At 39.3% G+C, this 13,506-nt stretch carries 20 protein-coding genes and 1 tRNA gene; 17 read left to right on the top strand and 4 right to left on the bottom strand.

Going from position 1 to position 13,506, the window contains the following annotated elements:
• The first annotated feature begins 69 nt into the window (after nt 1-69).
• The 3 genes from ACNO7B_RS11380 to ACNO7B_RS11370 all read left to right on the top strand — a co-directional run bounded on the left by ACNO7B_RS11380 (nt 70) and on the right by ACNO7B_RS11370 (nt 3,167).
• On the top strand, nt 70-1,191 hold the full coding sequence (locus ACNO7B_RS11380; RefSeq protein WP_341003482.1) for a M14 family metallocarboxypeptidase: 1,122 nt from the start codon (nt 70-72) through the stop codon (nt 1,189-1,191).
• A gap of 330 nt (nt 1,192-1,521) precedes the next feature.
• Nucleotides 1,522-2,775, top strand: a complete 1,254-nt coding sequence (locus ACNO7B_RS11375; protein WP_341003480.1) for an MFS transporter — start codon at nt 1,522-1,524, stop codon at nt 2,773-2,775.
• Between the two features lie 77 nt (nt 2,776-2,852).
• A complete protein-coding gene (locus ACNO7B_RS11370; protein WP_017367597.1) occupies nt 2,853-3,167 on the top strand; it encodes an MTH1187 family thiamine-binding protein in 315 nt (104 codons plus the stop codon).
• Between the two features lie 24 nt (nt 3,168-3,191).
• Here ACNO7B_RS11370 and ACNO7B_RS11365 read toward each other — a convergent pair whose 3' ends face one another.
• Nucleotides 3,192-3,365 carry a DUF2759 domain-containing protein gene (locus ACNO7B_RS11365; protein WP_003217333.1) on the bottom strand — a complete coding sequence of 58 codons (174 nt, stop codon included), beginning with the start codon at nt 3,363-3,365 and terminating at the stop codon, nt 3,192-3,194.
• A gap of 160 nt (nt 3,366-3,525) precedes the next feature.
• Here ACNO7B_RS11365 and ACNO7B_RS11360 point away from each other — a divergent pair, with 160 nt between their 5' ends.
• The gene (locus tag ACNO7B_RS11360) at nt 3,526-4,164 is read left to right on the top strand and encodes an MBL fold metallo-hydrolase (protein WP_065460701.1); all 639 of its coding nucleotides are present in this window, start codon (nt 3,526-3,528) and stop codon (nt 4,162-4,164) included.
• Between the two features lie 48 nt (nt 4,165-4,212).
• Here the strand turns inward: ACNO7B_RS11360 and ACNO7B_RS11355 are convergent, their stop codons facing one another.
• A complete protein-coding gene (locus ACNO7B_RS11355) occupies nt 4,213-4,455 on the bottom strand; it encodes a DUF2626 domain-containing protein (protein ID WP_003217440.1) in 243 nt (80 codons plus the stop codon).
• A gap of 212 nt (nt 4,456-4,667) precedes the next feature.
• On the opposite strand from ACNO7B_RS11355, the gene ACNO7B_RS11350 reads away from it, so the two are divergent.
• Entirely contained in the window at nt 4,668-5,048 is a 381-nt protein-coding gene (locus tag ACNO7B_RS11350; protein ID WP_007501232.1) for a Spx/MgsR family RNA polymerase-binding regulatory protein, read from the top strand.
• Nucleotides 5,049-5,103: 55 nt separating this feature from the next.
• Here the strand turns inward: ACNO7B_RS11350 and ACNO7B_RS11345 are convergent.
• Nucleotides 5,104-5,174: transfer RNA gene (locus ACNO7B_RS11345), tRNA-Gln, on the bottom strand.
• Nucleotides 5,175-5,273: 99 nt separating this feature from the next.
• On the opposite strand from ACNO7B_RS11345, the gene ACNO7B_RS11340 reads away from it, so the two are divergent.
• From ACNO7B_RS11340 to ACNO7B_RS11300, 9 genes are all read left to right on the top strand, one after another.
• Nucleotides 5,274-6,131 carry an STAS domain-containing protein gene (locus tag ACNO7B_RS11340; RefSeq protein WP_410685127.1) on the top strand — a complete coding sequence of 286 codons (858 nt, stop codon included), beginning with the start codon at nt 5,274-5,276 and terminating at the stop codon, nt 6,129-6,131.
• A 469-nt stretch (nt 6,132-6,600) separates the two neighbouring features.
• Nucleotides 6,601-7,671: a competence type IV pilus ATPase ComGA gene (comGA, locus tag ACNO7B_RS11335; RefSeq protein WP_035390817.1), complete on the top strand. Its 1,071-nt coding sequence runs from the start codon at nt 6,601-6,603 to the stop codon at nt 7,669-7,671.
• Nucleotides 7,652-8,692 carry a competence type IV pilus assembly protein ComGB gene (comGB, locus tag ACNO7B_RS11330; RefSeq protein WP_346394181.1) on the top strand — a complete coding sequence of 347 codons (1,041 nt, stop codon included), beginning with the start codon at nt 7,652-7,654 and terminating at the stop codon, nt 8,690-8,692. Before comGA ends, comGB begins: the two co-directional genes overlap by 20 nt.
• A gap of 16 nt (nt 8,693-8,708) precedes the next feature.
• On the top strand, nt 8,709-9,002 hold the full coding sequence (gene comGC / locus ACNO7B_RS11325) for a competence type IV pilus major pilin ComGC (RefSeq protein WP_008342186.1): 294 nt from the start codon (nt 8,709-8,711) through the stop codon (nt 9,000-9,002).
• Nucleotides 8,995-9,441 (top strand): competence type IV pilus minor pilin ComGD, encoded by a 447-nt coding sequence (comGD, locus tag ACNO7B_RS11320; RefSeq protein WP_417901519.1) that lies wholly within the window; start codon nt 8,995-8,997, stop codon nt 9,439-9,441. Before comGC ends, comGD begins: the two co-directional genes overlap by 8 nt.
• Nucleotides 9,425-9,739, top strand: coding sequence for a competence type IV pilus minor pilin ComGE (comGE, locus tag ACNO7B_RS11315; RefSeq protein ID WP_417901518.1), 315 nt, complete (start codon nt 9,425-9,427; stop codon nt 9,737-9,739). The genes comGD and comGE overlap by 17 nt, the downstream gene beginning before the upstream one ends.
• Nucleotides 9,681-10,178 carry a competence type IV pilus minor pilin ComGF gene (gene comGF / locus ACNO7B_RS11310; RefSeq protein WP_417901517.1) on the top strand — a complete coding sequence of 166 codons (498 nt, stop codon included), beginning with the start codon at nt 9,681-9,683 and terminating at the stop codon, nt 10,176-10,178. The genes comGE and comGF overlap by 59 nt, the downstream gene beginning before the upstream one ends.
• Nucleotides 10,175-10,558, top strand: coding sequence for a hypothetical protein (locus tag ACNO7B_RS11305; protein ID WP_417901516.1), 384 nt, complete (start codon nt 10,175-10,177; stop codon nt 10,556-10,558). Before comGF ends, ACNO7B_RS11305 begins: the two co-directional genes overlap by 4 nt.
• A gap of 69 nt (nt 10,559-10,627) precedes the next feature.
• A complete protein-coding gene (locus ACNO7B_RS11300; RefSeq protein ID WP_008342191.1) occupies nt 10,628-10,822 on the top strand; it encodes a YqzE family protein in 195 nt (64 codons plus the stop codon).
• Nucleotides 10,823-10,856: 34 nt separating this feature from the next.
• Here the strand turns inward: ACNO7B_RS11300 and ACNO7B_RS11295 are convergent, their stop codons facing one another.
• Nucleotides 10,857-11,183 carry a DUF3889 domain-containing protein gene (locus ACNO7B_RS11295; protein WP_039166025.1) on the bottom strand — a complete coding sequence of 109 codons (327 nt, stop codon included), beginning with the start codon at nt 11,181-11,183 and terminating at the stop codon, nt 10,857-10,859.
• A gap of 252 nt (nt 11,184-11,435) precedes the next feature.
• Here ACNO7B_RS11295 and tapA point away from each other — a divergent pair, with 252 nt between their 5' ends.
• The 3 genes from tapA to tasA are packed head-to-tail and all read left to right on the top strand — an operon-like array spanning nt 11,436 to nt 13,444.
• Nucleotides 11,436-11,963 carry an amyloid fiber anchoring/assembly protein TapA gene (gene tapA / locus ACNO7B_RS11290; protein ID WP_255233977.1) on the top strand — a complete coding sequence of 176 codons (528 nt, stop codon included), beginning with the start codon at nt 11,436-11,438 and terminating at the stop codon, nt 11,961-11,963.
• 49 nt (nt 11,964-12,012) lie between these two features.
• Nucleotides 12,013-12,585: a signal peptidase I SipW gene (sipW, locus tag ACNO7B_RS11285; RefSeq protein ID WP_255233976.1), complete on the top strand. Its 573-nt coding sequence runs from the start codon at nt 12,013-12,015 to the stop codon at nt 12,583-12,585.
• Nucleotides 12,586-12,643: 58 nt separating this feature from the next.
• A complete protein-coding gene (tasA, locus tag ACNO7B_RS11280; RefSeq protein WP_008342195.1) occupies nt 12,644-13,444 on the top strand; it encodes a biofilm matrix protein TasA in 801 nt (266 codons plus the stop codon).
• Nucleotides 13,445-13,506: the final 62 nt, after the last annotated feature.

Raw genomic sequence — 13,506 nt, 5'->3', positions numbered from 1 at the left:
TTTATTTACATGCAGAGGTTTTCTTTTTTTACTTACTGGTTCATATAGTGTGAGAGGGGAGGGATGTAAATGAAAAAGTCGCTTGGCACAATTGAATGGCATCTGGGTGAAGCAAGGAAGGAGGATGTGGCAAAGCAGCTTGGTATAGGGAAAGAAGCTTTCCGTTTATCCAATCAGTCAAATACGGAGCACCTCCTTTTACCGGGGTATAGACTTCCAGAAGGGACCCATTCATTTCAATCGGTAGGTGATGTGCAAAGCTTCATTGCGCCTTACCGGCTCCAGCAATCAGATGAATGGATCAGCGGAACATTTGAATATGATAGCGCTCACTTAGAACGAGAGCTTCAATATTTGAAAGCTGTTTTTCCTTTTCTTCAGATGAGTGTGATTGGTCAATCAGTGCTTGATACGCCCATTTATGAAATCCGTACGGAGCCTGTACAACATTTACATTCCATACATGTTAATGCCTCTTTTCATGCAAATGAATGGATCACGACCTCCGTTTTATTAAAATGGCTTAAATCACTTTGTTTAGCGGCCTCGGACCCAGTGCAAGCAAGACATCACGAAGCGGTTCGTATATTGCAGACCACTGCTTTGTCTATTGTCCCGATGGTAAATCCAGACGGTGTTGATTTGGTTCGCAATGGTCCAGAATCTTTAGGGCTGCGCCGTGAGGAGTTCGCACCGCTAAATGGTGGATTTTCCGATTATCGAGAATGGAAGGCGAATATTCGAGGAATTGATTTAAACAATCAATTTCCTGCTTATTGGGAAATCGAATATTATCGTAATAAGCCGAAGGCACCGTCTTATAGGGATTTCCCAGGGCATCAGCCGTTAACAGAACCAGAAGCGAAAGCAATGGCACATCTCGCCTTACGAAAACGCTTTGACCGGCTAATTGCCCTTCATACACAAGGAGAAGAGATATACTGGGGTTTTCTTGGCCACGAACCTGCCATTTCAAAAGAGACGGTCGAACGGTTAGAACGGGTGAGTGGTTACAAAGCGATTCAATATCTTGATAGCTATGCAGGTTATCGAGATTGGTTTATTTATCAATGTAAAAGTGAGGGCTATACGGTGGAACTTGGGCGAGGTAAGAACCCGCTTTCTATGAGTCAATTTGATTCGATCTATGAAAAAACAAAGCGGTTATTGTGGGAAGCATGTAAGTATTAAAAGCACCTAATTGGTGCTTTCAGCGTGTAGACAAACCTTCGCATTCTTTGTCAGTCCTGTGTGCCGGTGCTCACGAATGTAAAATTCGCTCCGCGCCAGTACTCGTCCTTCCTAGGGCTGCAAAGGTTTTCTATCAAGCTGAAAAGAAGACAAAGGGCTAAAATCAAGTTCATTTTCGCCCTTTGTCAACAATCATTTAATCCGTTCAAACCAATCAATTTCTTATGGTCAATAAAAACCGTGCTGATGTGATTGACGAGAGCATCCCTGTAAGCTATTGTGAAAGAGTGGATGTAAAAAAAAGGATATGAATTAGGGAGATGTCGATGATTGAATGCTCAAATCCTGTGGAAACGGAATTTTACTTATCTATTTGTTTCTAAAATGTGTAAAATTACTGCTGATAGTTTATCTTTTAACACCATTTTGTGGCTTTTAGTGCTAGGGGGAAAAGGAGCAATTGGAACAGCATTTTTTATTGCCGTTAGTTTTGTCCCTCAAGCCATTATTGGGCCGTTTATTACCCCAATGATGAAGCCGCATCAATTGAAATTTTGGATGTGCTTTGCTGATTTAACTCGGGCGGCGATTATACTTGTGATTGTGGTGAGTTACTTTTATGATTTTTCTCCTTTGGCACTCATCATTGGCGGTATGTTGCTGCATTCAGCGACTGGTGGTTCCTATGAACCAGCTTCGGTGTCCATTATTCCAAAGCTTGTGCATGAAGATGTGATACAAAAGGCGAATGCAACCATTCAATCAGCCAGTCATGTGGTCAGGCTTGTGACTGTGACGATTTGTGGTGTCATGATTGCATTTGTAGGGGTAGGATATACAATGCTTGTGATTATTCCTCTTTACCTCATGTCCGCTTTGCTGGTTTTGCTGATTACATATAAAACGGAAGCGATCATGGATGAAGGAAAAAAAGGATTGTCATACGGAAAACGATTAATAAGAGGATTTTCACTTGTGAAAAGTCATCATATTTTGTTTCCATTAGCCATTTTTTGTGTCTGCTCCAATTTTGCTGCAGCACCGTGGGAGGCATTGTCGGTTATTTATTTAACAGAAGATTTACATAGTGGACCAGTAGTATATTCATTCATCAAAGTGACCACGGCATTAGGTGCATTTTTGATGGGATTCGTTTTAACAAAGGTGAAAGTGAATCGATACGGTCTGCTGTTTATCGGGGCAGGGATCGTTGATGGAATTGCATTTTTCATTACAGGGATGAATGCCTTATTACCACTTGTGTTTATATCTGCATTTGCCTTAGGTGCAGCCATCAGTGCAGTCAATGTACCTGAACATACGATGATTCAATTGTCAGTAAAAGCGGAGGATCAGCCACAAGTGTATGCGATTATTAACATGATCTCTTATTTAATGATACCGTTAGGCGCTCTCATTGGTGGTTATATGGCGACGTTATTCGGTTCAGGATATGTCATTGCGGCTGGTGGACTGATAGAAGCCATTTCAGGTATATGCTTGCTCCTTTTCACAAAGATTGGGAAGGTAGAGAGAGCAGATTTGACGATAGAACGGGACAAACCAAGCTTAAACGCTACATGATCATGGCATTTTTGAATCACGATGGGTTACAATGAGAACGAGAAAGAAATAGGATGTCATTGAAAGGAGCAAGAACCATGGCAATAGCAGATGTCACCATCATTCCAATAGGCACTGAGACACCAAGCGTGAGTGCATATGTAGCAGACGTACAAAGACTGTTAGAGGGCTTTCAACAAGAAGGGAAAATCAAATATCAGCTCACACCAATGAATACTTTAATTGAAGGGGAGCTATCCGTTTTATTTGAGGTCATTCAGCGTATTCATGAAGCTCCGTTTGAAAAGGGTTTACACCGAGTAGCAACCAATATCCGTATAGATGACAGAAGAGATCAAACGACCACTCTTTCAAGCAAATTAGAAAGCGTGAATAAACATTTGAATCAATAGAAAAAGCCTGCTGATTGCAGGCTTTTAATGTGCAGTTGGATAACCGCTATAGATGATGGTCATGACGGTAAACCATCCAAAAACCAAAAATGTGGCGCCAGCGAAAGCAATGGCCAGTACGTTCACTTTTTTGAGTGAGCGATAGATGCCGAGAGCGGCTAAAATAGTGACTAGACCAAAAATAATGACGAGCATCATATGAAAGTCCCCCTTTGTCATCAATCCCCTTGATTTCCTTTCTTTTCATTTTAACCGTTTTCATAAAGCTTGTCGAGTACATTCAAGTTGACGATTGTTTGAATTTTTATTGAATAGCCTTCATAATAAAAAAGAATGAAAAAAGTAGTAGGTGATGAAAATGAATTGGAGAAGAATGCCGCTAGGCTATGTGCAAGCGAACGCATATATTTGGAAAAATGAACAAGGAGAATGTTTAATTTTTGATCCAGGTGGCGAAGCGCAAAAGCTAATTTCTTATGTGAAAGAAAAACAGCTGAAACCACTTGCTGTCTTATTGACACATGCCCATTTTGATCATATTGGTGCAGCAGATGAGGTGCGTCAAGAATGGGGAATTCCGCTTTATGTCCATGAAAAGGAAAAAGAATGGCTGACAAATGCTCAGTTAAACGGTTCAGCTCGACTAATTGGTAACGGAATTACGGTCAAAGAAGCTGAACAATTGATTACGTCAGAAGGGCCTCTTCACATTGGATCGTTTACATTAGAAATGTTCCACACACCAGGTCATTCACCTGGCAGTGTGTCTTACTATTCAGCAGAAGAGGGATTTGTGATTTCTGGTGATACTTTATTCCAAGGCGGTATCGGGAGAACTGATTTAACTGGCGGTAATCAAGAAGTGCTGCTTCAATCGATACATGACAAATTGTTGTCATTGCCAGAATCAACTCTTGTGTTAAGTGGACATGGAGAGGAAACAACTGTGCTTACAGAACAGGAGCAAAATCCGTTTATCAATGGGTTTTCTTTATAATCGCACGCACGAAAAAAGCATCTCTTTCAAAGGAGATGCTTTTTTCTATTAATGTCCGGTACCGGGAACCATGATGAAAATCGAATAATATGTAAATCCGGCAAAGAAAATCGTCAAGTACGCTCCGAAAATGTAAATATACATTCTTTCGGATAAATTCAAGTAGGATAAAAATACAAAAAGAACGGTTTGACCGAAGAACAGCAAGGATGCATCTTTCATATGTCCTAAATAGAACATGACAGCAAAAATACCCGTCCAAAAGCCAAGAACGCGGAACATGCGATTCATTTCTTTCCCTCCCCTTAAAAAACCCCTTTGATTCATATTATAGCTGATGATCACTTGTTATGTAAACATTTACATTTTTGACAACGTGTGAACATTCATTCTTTCGCTAGAAAAAATTTTTTTGAAAAAGTGATGAAAAAGTGTTTATGCCTAAATGCATGAGGGTACTTAGTCCATAAGAGAGAAGGTTAACGACCTAAGGAGGAAGACTAATGAGTGACATTACTTTTTATTCATACCCAAGCTGCACGTCTTGCCGCAAAACAAAACATTGGTTAAAGGCGAATCAAATTGATTTTAAAGAGCGTCACCTTTTTAGAGAAACGCCAACACTAGACGAATTGAAAAAAATCCTATCCTTAACAACAGAAGGAATGGATGAAATTTTAGCTACTCGAAGCCAAGCTTTTAAAAGCTTAAATTTAAATATTAATGATCTAAAAGTAAATGAGGTACTTCAACTTCTCATTGAAAAACCAAAGCTGCTCCGGAGACCTATTATCATTGATGGAAATAAATTAGTGGTCGGCTATAATCCAGGAGAACTCATGAAAATTTCAAAAAAGAAAGCGATTCATCAATCGGTTTCCTAATCAAAAACGAAGATCAGCTGAATGATGTTTCAGCCGTCTTCGTTTTTGTGCTGAACTGGGCTAGCTGGGTTCGAACCAACGATCACGGAGTCAAAGTCCATTGCCTTACCACTTGGCTATAGCCCAATATGAAACGTGTAATGCTATTGTTCACCATCTGCGGTCATTTATACATAAAAAGTTGGTTGTCACTAGTTGTAAGTGAAAAAGGAGCGAACGACAGAAATGAAAAATGAAAAATCTGAGCAATTATATGAATTTATTCTTAAAGAAGCCCCTGTCATGACCGAAGAATGGCTGAAAACAAGAACAGAAGAAGGCTCATTATATTCCAAACATGCTTCAGAGGAGACAGAAAAGAAGCTGAAAGAACAAAACACAGCATTTATTCAAACGATTGCAGCAACGTTAGTCACGCTATCAGATAAAGTAGAAGACCATCTAAAAAAGTGGTCAGTAGATATTGCCCGCGATCGAGCTGTTCATGAAGTACCTTTATATGAAATCATCGGACAATTTAAGGTGTTCCGCCACATTTTTTGTTCCAGAATTGAGACCTTTACACAACAAACGGAGCTTGAAGTGACACTCAAAGATGTGTGCGATTGGAATCAGCATTTTCACGCCACATTTGATGACATGATTGCACGTTTATCAGAAGAGTATGACCGCGTGACAATCAATCAGCTTAATGCACAAAGAGAAATGATTCAAGAGCTTAGTGCGCCTGTTATTCCAGTTTCAAAAGAGATCGGTATTTTGCCGCTGATTGGTGAAATTGATACGTACCGGGCGAAAATCATTTTGGAATCAGTACTAGAACAGGCATCTAGACTGCGTCTAACCCATTTATTTATTGATATATCTGGCGTTCCCGTTGTTGATACGATGGTTGCATATCAGCTGTTTAAAGTGGTTGATAGTGCGAAGTTGCTAGGAATTGAGACAATTATATCAGGCATTCGACCAGAAATCGCTCAAACTGTAGTGAAACTCGGCATTGATTTCTCAAAAGTAAATACTGAACACAGCCTTGCAAAAGCTTTAGAAAAAAGAGGATTTCGTATCTTTGAAGAGCAGTAAGAAGCAACGTGAACCAAAAAATGTTACTAGTAAAAGTAACGGGTCCGTTGACAAGGAGAAACAATATAATGAGTATATGAATGATATGACCAATTCGCATACAGATTTGGTCTCTTTTTTTACCCATAAATCAGACACGAAAGGATATTCTTTATCTTCAAATCAGTAATCTATTAAGGAGGATTAAATTTGGAGACACCTCCTTGTAACAGATCATCCATAATGAAAGAACCAAATGAAATAATCATCAAAAAGAGGTGCCAATAGCACTTCTTTTTTATTTTCTCCTCTGAACGGAACCCGTTGTTGTAAAAGTCAAATTTTTTGATATGTCTTTCTGTTATTTATAGATGAAATACACCTCAAATTGAACATTTTCATACCTTTTCAGTCATGAAAATCATGAAATACGCTTTTGTCAGGTACGTTCCACCATTATACAATAGGGTCACTGAAAGGAGTGAACCACTTGTATGGTATTGAATATTTGGGGCAAGAGCTGCTAGAAGAGGCGTGCCGCATGAGAGCATCTGATGTGCATATTGTTCCAAGAGAAAAGGAAGCTTCAGTCTCTTTTCGTGTAGACGCTGACCTCATTCAGCAGCGGATCATTGACAAAAAGAGCGGAGAGCGGCTCATTGCTCATTTCAAATTTCTATCTTCTATGGATATTGGTGAAAGAAGGAGACCACAAAATGGGTCATTGGCTGTGATGCTAAGACGCGGTCAAGTGTTTGTTCGGCTTTCTACATTACCGACTGTAAATGATGAAAGTTTAGTGATTCGGATTTTACCGCAGGATCATGTGCCGAAAACAAAGTATTTGTCACTGTTCCCGAAGGCTTCAACGAGATTATTATCGTTTCTGAATCATTCGCATGGGCTCATTTTATTTACAGGACCAACAAATTCAGGGAAAACGACAACACTTTATTCATTAATTCAGTTTGCCAAAAAACATTTTAATCGGAATATTATTACCCTTGAAGATCCTGTGGAAACAAGAAATGAAGAAGTGTTGCAGGTTCAAGTAAATGAAAAAGCTGGTATCACGTATGCGGCAGGTTTACGCGCTATTTTAAGACATGATCCAGATATGATTGTGCTTGGAGAAATAAGAGATGCGGAAACAGCCAGAACAGCTATTAGAGCAGCTTTGACAGGTCATTTAGTCATGAGCACATTGCACGCAAAGAATGCAAAAGGAGCTCTTTATCGAATGCTCGAATTTGGTGTGACGATGAATGAACTCGAACAAACAATGGTTGCCATTGCTGCTCAGCGGTTAATCGAACTCGCATGTCCATTTTGCGGCGAAACGTGTGAGCTTTATTGCAAACTAAATCGGCCAGTCAGACGAACAAATGTATTTGAATTGCTTTACGGAAAGGAGCTTGGTGAGTGTATCAAAGAGGCAAAAGGAGAATACGCTCATTCGTCATACGAAACACTGCAAAGATTAATTCGGAAAGGAGTGGCACTCGGCTATTTATCAAAAAGCACATATCATCGCTGGGTTTATGAAGAAGCGAACCTCTAAAGCCTGGTCTAAAAAAGAACAAGCTGAATTCTTATCGAAACTGGCTCAATTGATTCAAGCTGGATATACATTGGTTGAGGCATTAACGATGGTGAATATTCAATTATCAAAAAAACAGCAACAGCGATTAACGCCAGGTATTCAGTGGCTGCTTGAAGGGGAGCCTTTTTATGTTGTACTTGAGCGACTTTATTTTCAGCGGGAAGCCGTCGCTATTCTTTGTTTTTCAGAGAAACATGGCAGCCTAGCGCGAGCTCTTGAACAAAGCGCCCGTTTTTTAGAGAAAAAAATCATGCAGGTAGACACATTCAAGCGTATGTTACGATATCCGATTTTTCTTATGTTTACGGTTTTTGTTGTGCTCATCATTGTTCAGCAAATGATCGTCCCTCAATTTTCTTTATTATATTCATCTATGAATACAAGCATGTCATGGCTCATTCAAGGAATGTTTGGCCTCTTCCAATTCCTACACGCTTTGCTGCTCATGATCGGTTGTATATGTATCTGTCTTTTTGGATATTATGAGCTCTTTTTTAAGAAAAAATCGACCCTTGAGAAACTAAAAGTCATCAGCAGGCTGCCGGTGTTATTTAAAGGGGTGCAGCTGATGCATACGTATCTTTTTTCACTTCAGCTAAGCGGACTTCTTCAAGCTGGGTTATCGATTTACGAAAGTTTGCAAGCTTTTAAACAGCAGACCTATTTACCCTTCCTTCAAGAAATGTCTGAACAAATGATAGGAGAGTTAAGAAAAGGTGAGAGTATGGAACATCAAATAAGCCGGTCTCCTTTTTTCGAAAGGCATTTTGCGGCTGTCATTAAGCATGGGGAAGCAAGTGGGATGCTAGCAAGAGAAATGTACACATATAGTCAATTTCTTTTAGAGAATGCAGAATTGAAAATTGAAAAATGGGTTTCATGGCTGCAGCCTGTCATCTATGGCTTAACAGCATTTCTTATACTCATTGTGTATTTATCTATTCTTTTACCAATGTATCAACTAATGGAACAAGTGTGAAAAGGAGGACTAAAGCATGAATGATAAAGGATTTACACTGTTAGAAATGTTAATTGTCATGCTTGTGATCTCCATTCTTTTATTGATCACCATTCCAAATATCACTCGGCATCATCAAAGCATTCAAGCAAAGGGCTGTGAAGGGCTGAAATCAATGGTGAGTACACAGGTAATGGCATATGAATTAGAGCATGACGGCAAGACGCCATCTTTAGCTGAATTAGAAAAAGAAGGCTATGTCAAAAAAGGATTAACTTGTCCAAATGGAAAAGCAATTTTCATTCAAAACGGCGATGTGAAAAATGAATAAATCGCTTTTCCAGGAGAAAGGATTTACACTTATTGAACAGCTCTTGATCGTCATGATTTTCTCTATCTTATTATCGATAATAGGTGGAAAAGTGCCCAATATATTAGAAAGTGCTGAAGCAAAAAAGCAAGTGAACTTGCTAAAACAAGATCTTCAATTGGCATCTTATGCTGCATTTATTAAAAAAACACGAGTAACTGTTGAGTTTCACCCGCCCGATGTATCTTATCAAGTCATCGAGCAGAATAGTAAGCAGATCATTGCTTCTAATCCACATAAAAAAGGCACCATCAAGCAATCCACATTTCAAAAAGGCCTTCACTTTAATAAAAACGGACATCCAAATAGCGGCGGTTCACTCATTGTTCAATTTGGCAGTCAAATATATAAACTCACGATTTACTTAGGGAGCGGGCGGATTCATGTTCAGCAACAATAAAGGATTTAGTACGTTTGAGATGCTCTTTTCTTGCCACCTCTTTTTATTTGCTGCTCTTGTGCTCGTGCCATCCTTTGAAAAACTGACCATTGGGAAAGAAGAATTAAGGGCTAAACTGGAAGCTTATCAAATCTTACATGAGTATATGAATAAAGCTATTATAGAAGGTCAAAATGAATCAAGTACAAAGAAACGAGGCGAGATCACATATGAATTCATTTGGGGTCAGGAGAAGGGATGTGTTTCATACAAAGTACAAAAAAAGAAGACGATTTGCTTTCGACATTTGGGGCGATGAACAAGGCTTTACACTCGCTCAAGCAATATGGCAATTGCAGCTATTTTTGCTGCTTTCTTTTGGCTGCATGCTACTTTTATCAATTGCTGAAAAAGCTCATCCGTTTGCAGAAATCAACAAATTTTCGCAAATAGATTGGAAACAAACGGTCCTGCAATTAGAGGAGGATCTAAATTGTGCTGTCGCTGTAAGAGCGGTGAAAAATGGAACAGCACTGGAGTATATTTCAAATCAAGGGCGAGTGGTGACGATTGAGCCGTATCAAGAGATGCTTCGTAAACGATCGAATCAGGCAGGTCATCTCCCTTTATTACAAAAGGTGAAACAATTCCATGTAAGAACAAAAGAGCAAACCACCACTCTCCAAGTCACAGATGTATTTGGTCAAGTACATGAAGCTGTTTTTTTCACTTACAAAGGAGTGATTCCTAAAACGTGAAAAGAGAAGACGGGTTTATTTATCCACACGTATTTGCTGTCATTCTTTTATTTTTATTGATTCTAGGCTCAATGACCATTGGGTTTCAAAAAGAGTTGAAAAGTGCAGAGCTCACGATTTCTTTTTATCAAAAACAGCAGTTATTTCGTTTAGGTCTAAGTGAAGCTGCAAACAAATTAAATCGTATTTGTGATCAGCCATTGAGCCCAATTGTCACAGAAGAAGGTCGAGTGACGTTGAAGCGAATTGGGTGCGATGACAGAAAAAAGCTAGCCCGCCTCTTGGTTAACATCGAGACAAAGGGGGGTGTAACTGACGAGCGGGAACTAGAGCTGAATAAAGAGACAGGAGAAATCAATCAATGGATCAGCACTCATTAGAGAGATTAGCGAATGTATAAAATGATACTCTTCATGGTAACACTTTAAGGAAGAAGAGGTGAGTGTTCGATGAAGACAAATGATTATGTAAAATATATGACGCAGGAAATTATTAAATATATGAATACACCACGTGACGAGCGGAAAGAACATAAACAGGAAAAAATGGAGACAAAACCACCATTTTCTCAGCGATTATTCGGTGTTCTGCCTTTTGGCTTCTCAATGATGCTAAAAAAACGTCAACGTCATCGACAAAAGTAAAAAGCCGCCAGCAGGCGGTTTTTTTCATGCCATTTTAGCTGTATTCTTCGACAACAATGACTTTATTGACCTTGTTCGAGTATGGGTTATAGGAAATGGTGACATATACCCCAAATTCTTTGGCCTGATCTTTCAACGTAATATGATATTGCTTCACGGATTCTTTCTCCCGGTGCCGATCCCACACTTTTTGTTTGAATAAAACATGTGCTAACGGATACCGTTTTTTTGCTTCTTTGACTGCCCTTGTTTCCCATTGATCTGCGGCAGCAGTGATTCCTTTTGCCTCAGCTAGATGGGCGCTTTGGATCAAAGGGCTTAACAGTAAACTGAGCATGATCATGATTCTTCCATATTTCAACTAACATCACCTCACCAATTATTATCCTGACCAAATCCTGCACTTTTATGTAAATTTTTAAGAAGTACAAATGTCACAGAAAAAAATATTGAATATGGCGAAAGAATGAGAAAATGGAAGAATTTTCTCGGTAATGTTCTTGTTTAAGAACAAAATGGACTAATTTGACGTTTTGGATTTTATAGGTAATTCCTTATACTGAGTGTAATCGTTCTTTTTAAAGAACAATTGTTCAAGGAGTTGAAAGATTCAATGAAACAGCCGCTCTTTGTACTATTTTGTGCTATTTGTTTGATTTTCACTTCTTTTTTTATTACGTCTACTAATGCTTCTTTTAACGATGTCGAGCATTCGAATTTTGTCATGAAAACATGTGAAAATTTCGAAGAGACAGATCAGCATTGCCAGCCAAAGAAATGGGATAGAAGCCATTTGAAACTGATCGATCAAACGATCATTGAGGGGACAGTCTGTGCGCCTCAAAAGCTGAGCATGTCACTAAAAAATATTGGACAACCCATCGCGCACTCTGAATGGAAGTGGGAACTGCATAAAGTAGAGAGTGTTCAGATGCCATTACAAGATGGCCATGTTATTGAAAAAGGTGCTATACAGTCCCTCTCATCAGAAGAAACGACGACTGTCACGGCAGTTAAAGCAAAAACAAATGGAATCTATGTGTTTAAAATCTATTATCCTAAAGGGTTTGGTGGTTCTGAAAAGCCATTCTTTACGTCTCAACATATGCAGCTTTCGAATTGTCAAGAAAAGGTGTCCTAAAGGGGACTAGTCTTTTGAATGAAACATGATATGTAAAGGGGAGAAAGGTATGAAAAAGTGGATGAAAATGTCTGGGAGTATTCTTTACGCGCTGGTCTTCACGATGATGATTGTGTGTATTATTGTCGTGTTGTCATCTAGAACAACAGGAGGAGATCCTCAGATCTTTGGTTATCAGTTCAAGCAAGTATTATCTGGATCAATGGAACCGGAATTTTCGACTGGTTCATTGATTGTCGTGAAACATGTCACCTCACCTGAAACACTCAAAAAAGGGGATATTATTACGTTTCAAACGAAGCAAGACCAATCCTTTGTGACTCACCGCATTGTTGGGGTGAAAGGAAAAGGAGTAAATAAAGCCTTTGAGACAAAAGGAGACCACAATATGTATCAAGACGGCACGCTCGTCAAAGCGAATCAAGTGACTGCGCAGTATACGGGCGTGAACATTCCTTATGCAGGAAAGCTTCTTTCGTATGCAGGAACTTCTGCTGGGACCGCTCTTTTGCTCATAATTCCAGGGGTGATGCTGCTTGTTTATTCAACCATTCATTTTGTTGGTGCTGCCAAACATCGAAGACATACGGCTGAGTTACATATGTCAGAGGAACAAGCATAAATTTTCGTTTGTAACCTAAATCAGGTTTCAATAAAACAATTTATTAGGGGGTTCAATCATGGCAATGAAAAAATCAATTCGTTTAGGTGTTTTATCGGGAGCATTAGGTCTTGCTTTAATTGGAGGGGGAACGTGGGCTGCATTTAATGATGTTGAGACGGCAAACGCGGTCTACTCTACAGGAGAGCTGAATCTATCTGCAAAAGAGAATTCCGGCGCCATCAACCTTGCGAACATAAAACCCGGTGACCGTATAAAGAAGGAATTTAATTTTGAAAATAAAGGGTCTCTTGCAATTAATCAAGTGCTGATGAGTCTTGATTATAGCCAGTTTCAAGATGGAACATCAGCGAAGAATGGCGGGAAGAATACAGCTGAAGAATTCCTCAGCCAATTTCAGGTGAGTGTTCTAACGGTTGGAGCCGAAGGTGGGAATGGATACCCGAAAAATATTATTTTAGACCATGCAAACCTGCTTGACCTGCATCTATTAACGTCAAAGCAGGATCAGACCGCATTTGAAAAGCTTCGTCATGCCGTCGATGAGAAGTTTTTACATGAAAGTGGTAAAATTAATGTTGCCACCGTTGATGGGTCAACAGCTCCAGAGTATGACGGCATTCCAAAGAATCCGTTTGATTACGATAAAATGGAAATGATCATTGAATTTGTCAATGACCAGACGAAGGATAAAGCGGGTAACTATATCCAAAATAAATACCAAGGCGATGCGATTCAAGTTGATCTTTCCTTCGAAGCGACTCAGTGGAATGGTTTAACGATCAATCCAAAAAAGCATACGGATGAAAAAGGCTACGTGAAAGAAAACGAAAAAGCACACAGCGAAGATAAAAAATAAAGTCAGTCTTTAGACTGATAACAAGATCTGCATAGCAATTGGAGGAGTATGCGCTAAAATAT

The organism is Bacillus sp. AK25 (genome assembly GCF_048270685.1).
Classification (GTDB): Bacteria; Bacillota; Bacilli; order Bacillales; family Bacillaceae; genus Bacillus; species Bacillus altitudinis.
This window is presented reverse-complemented; position numbering and strand designations above follow the sequence as displayed.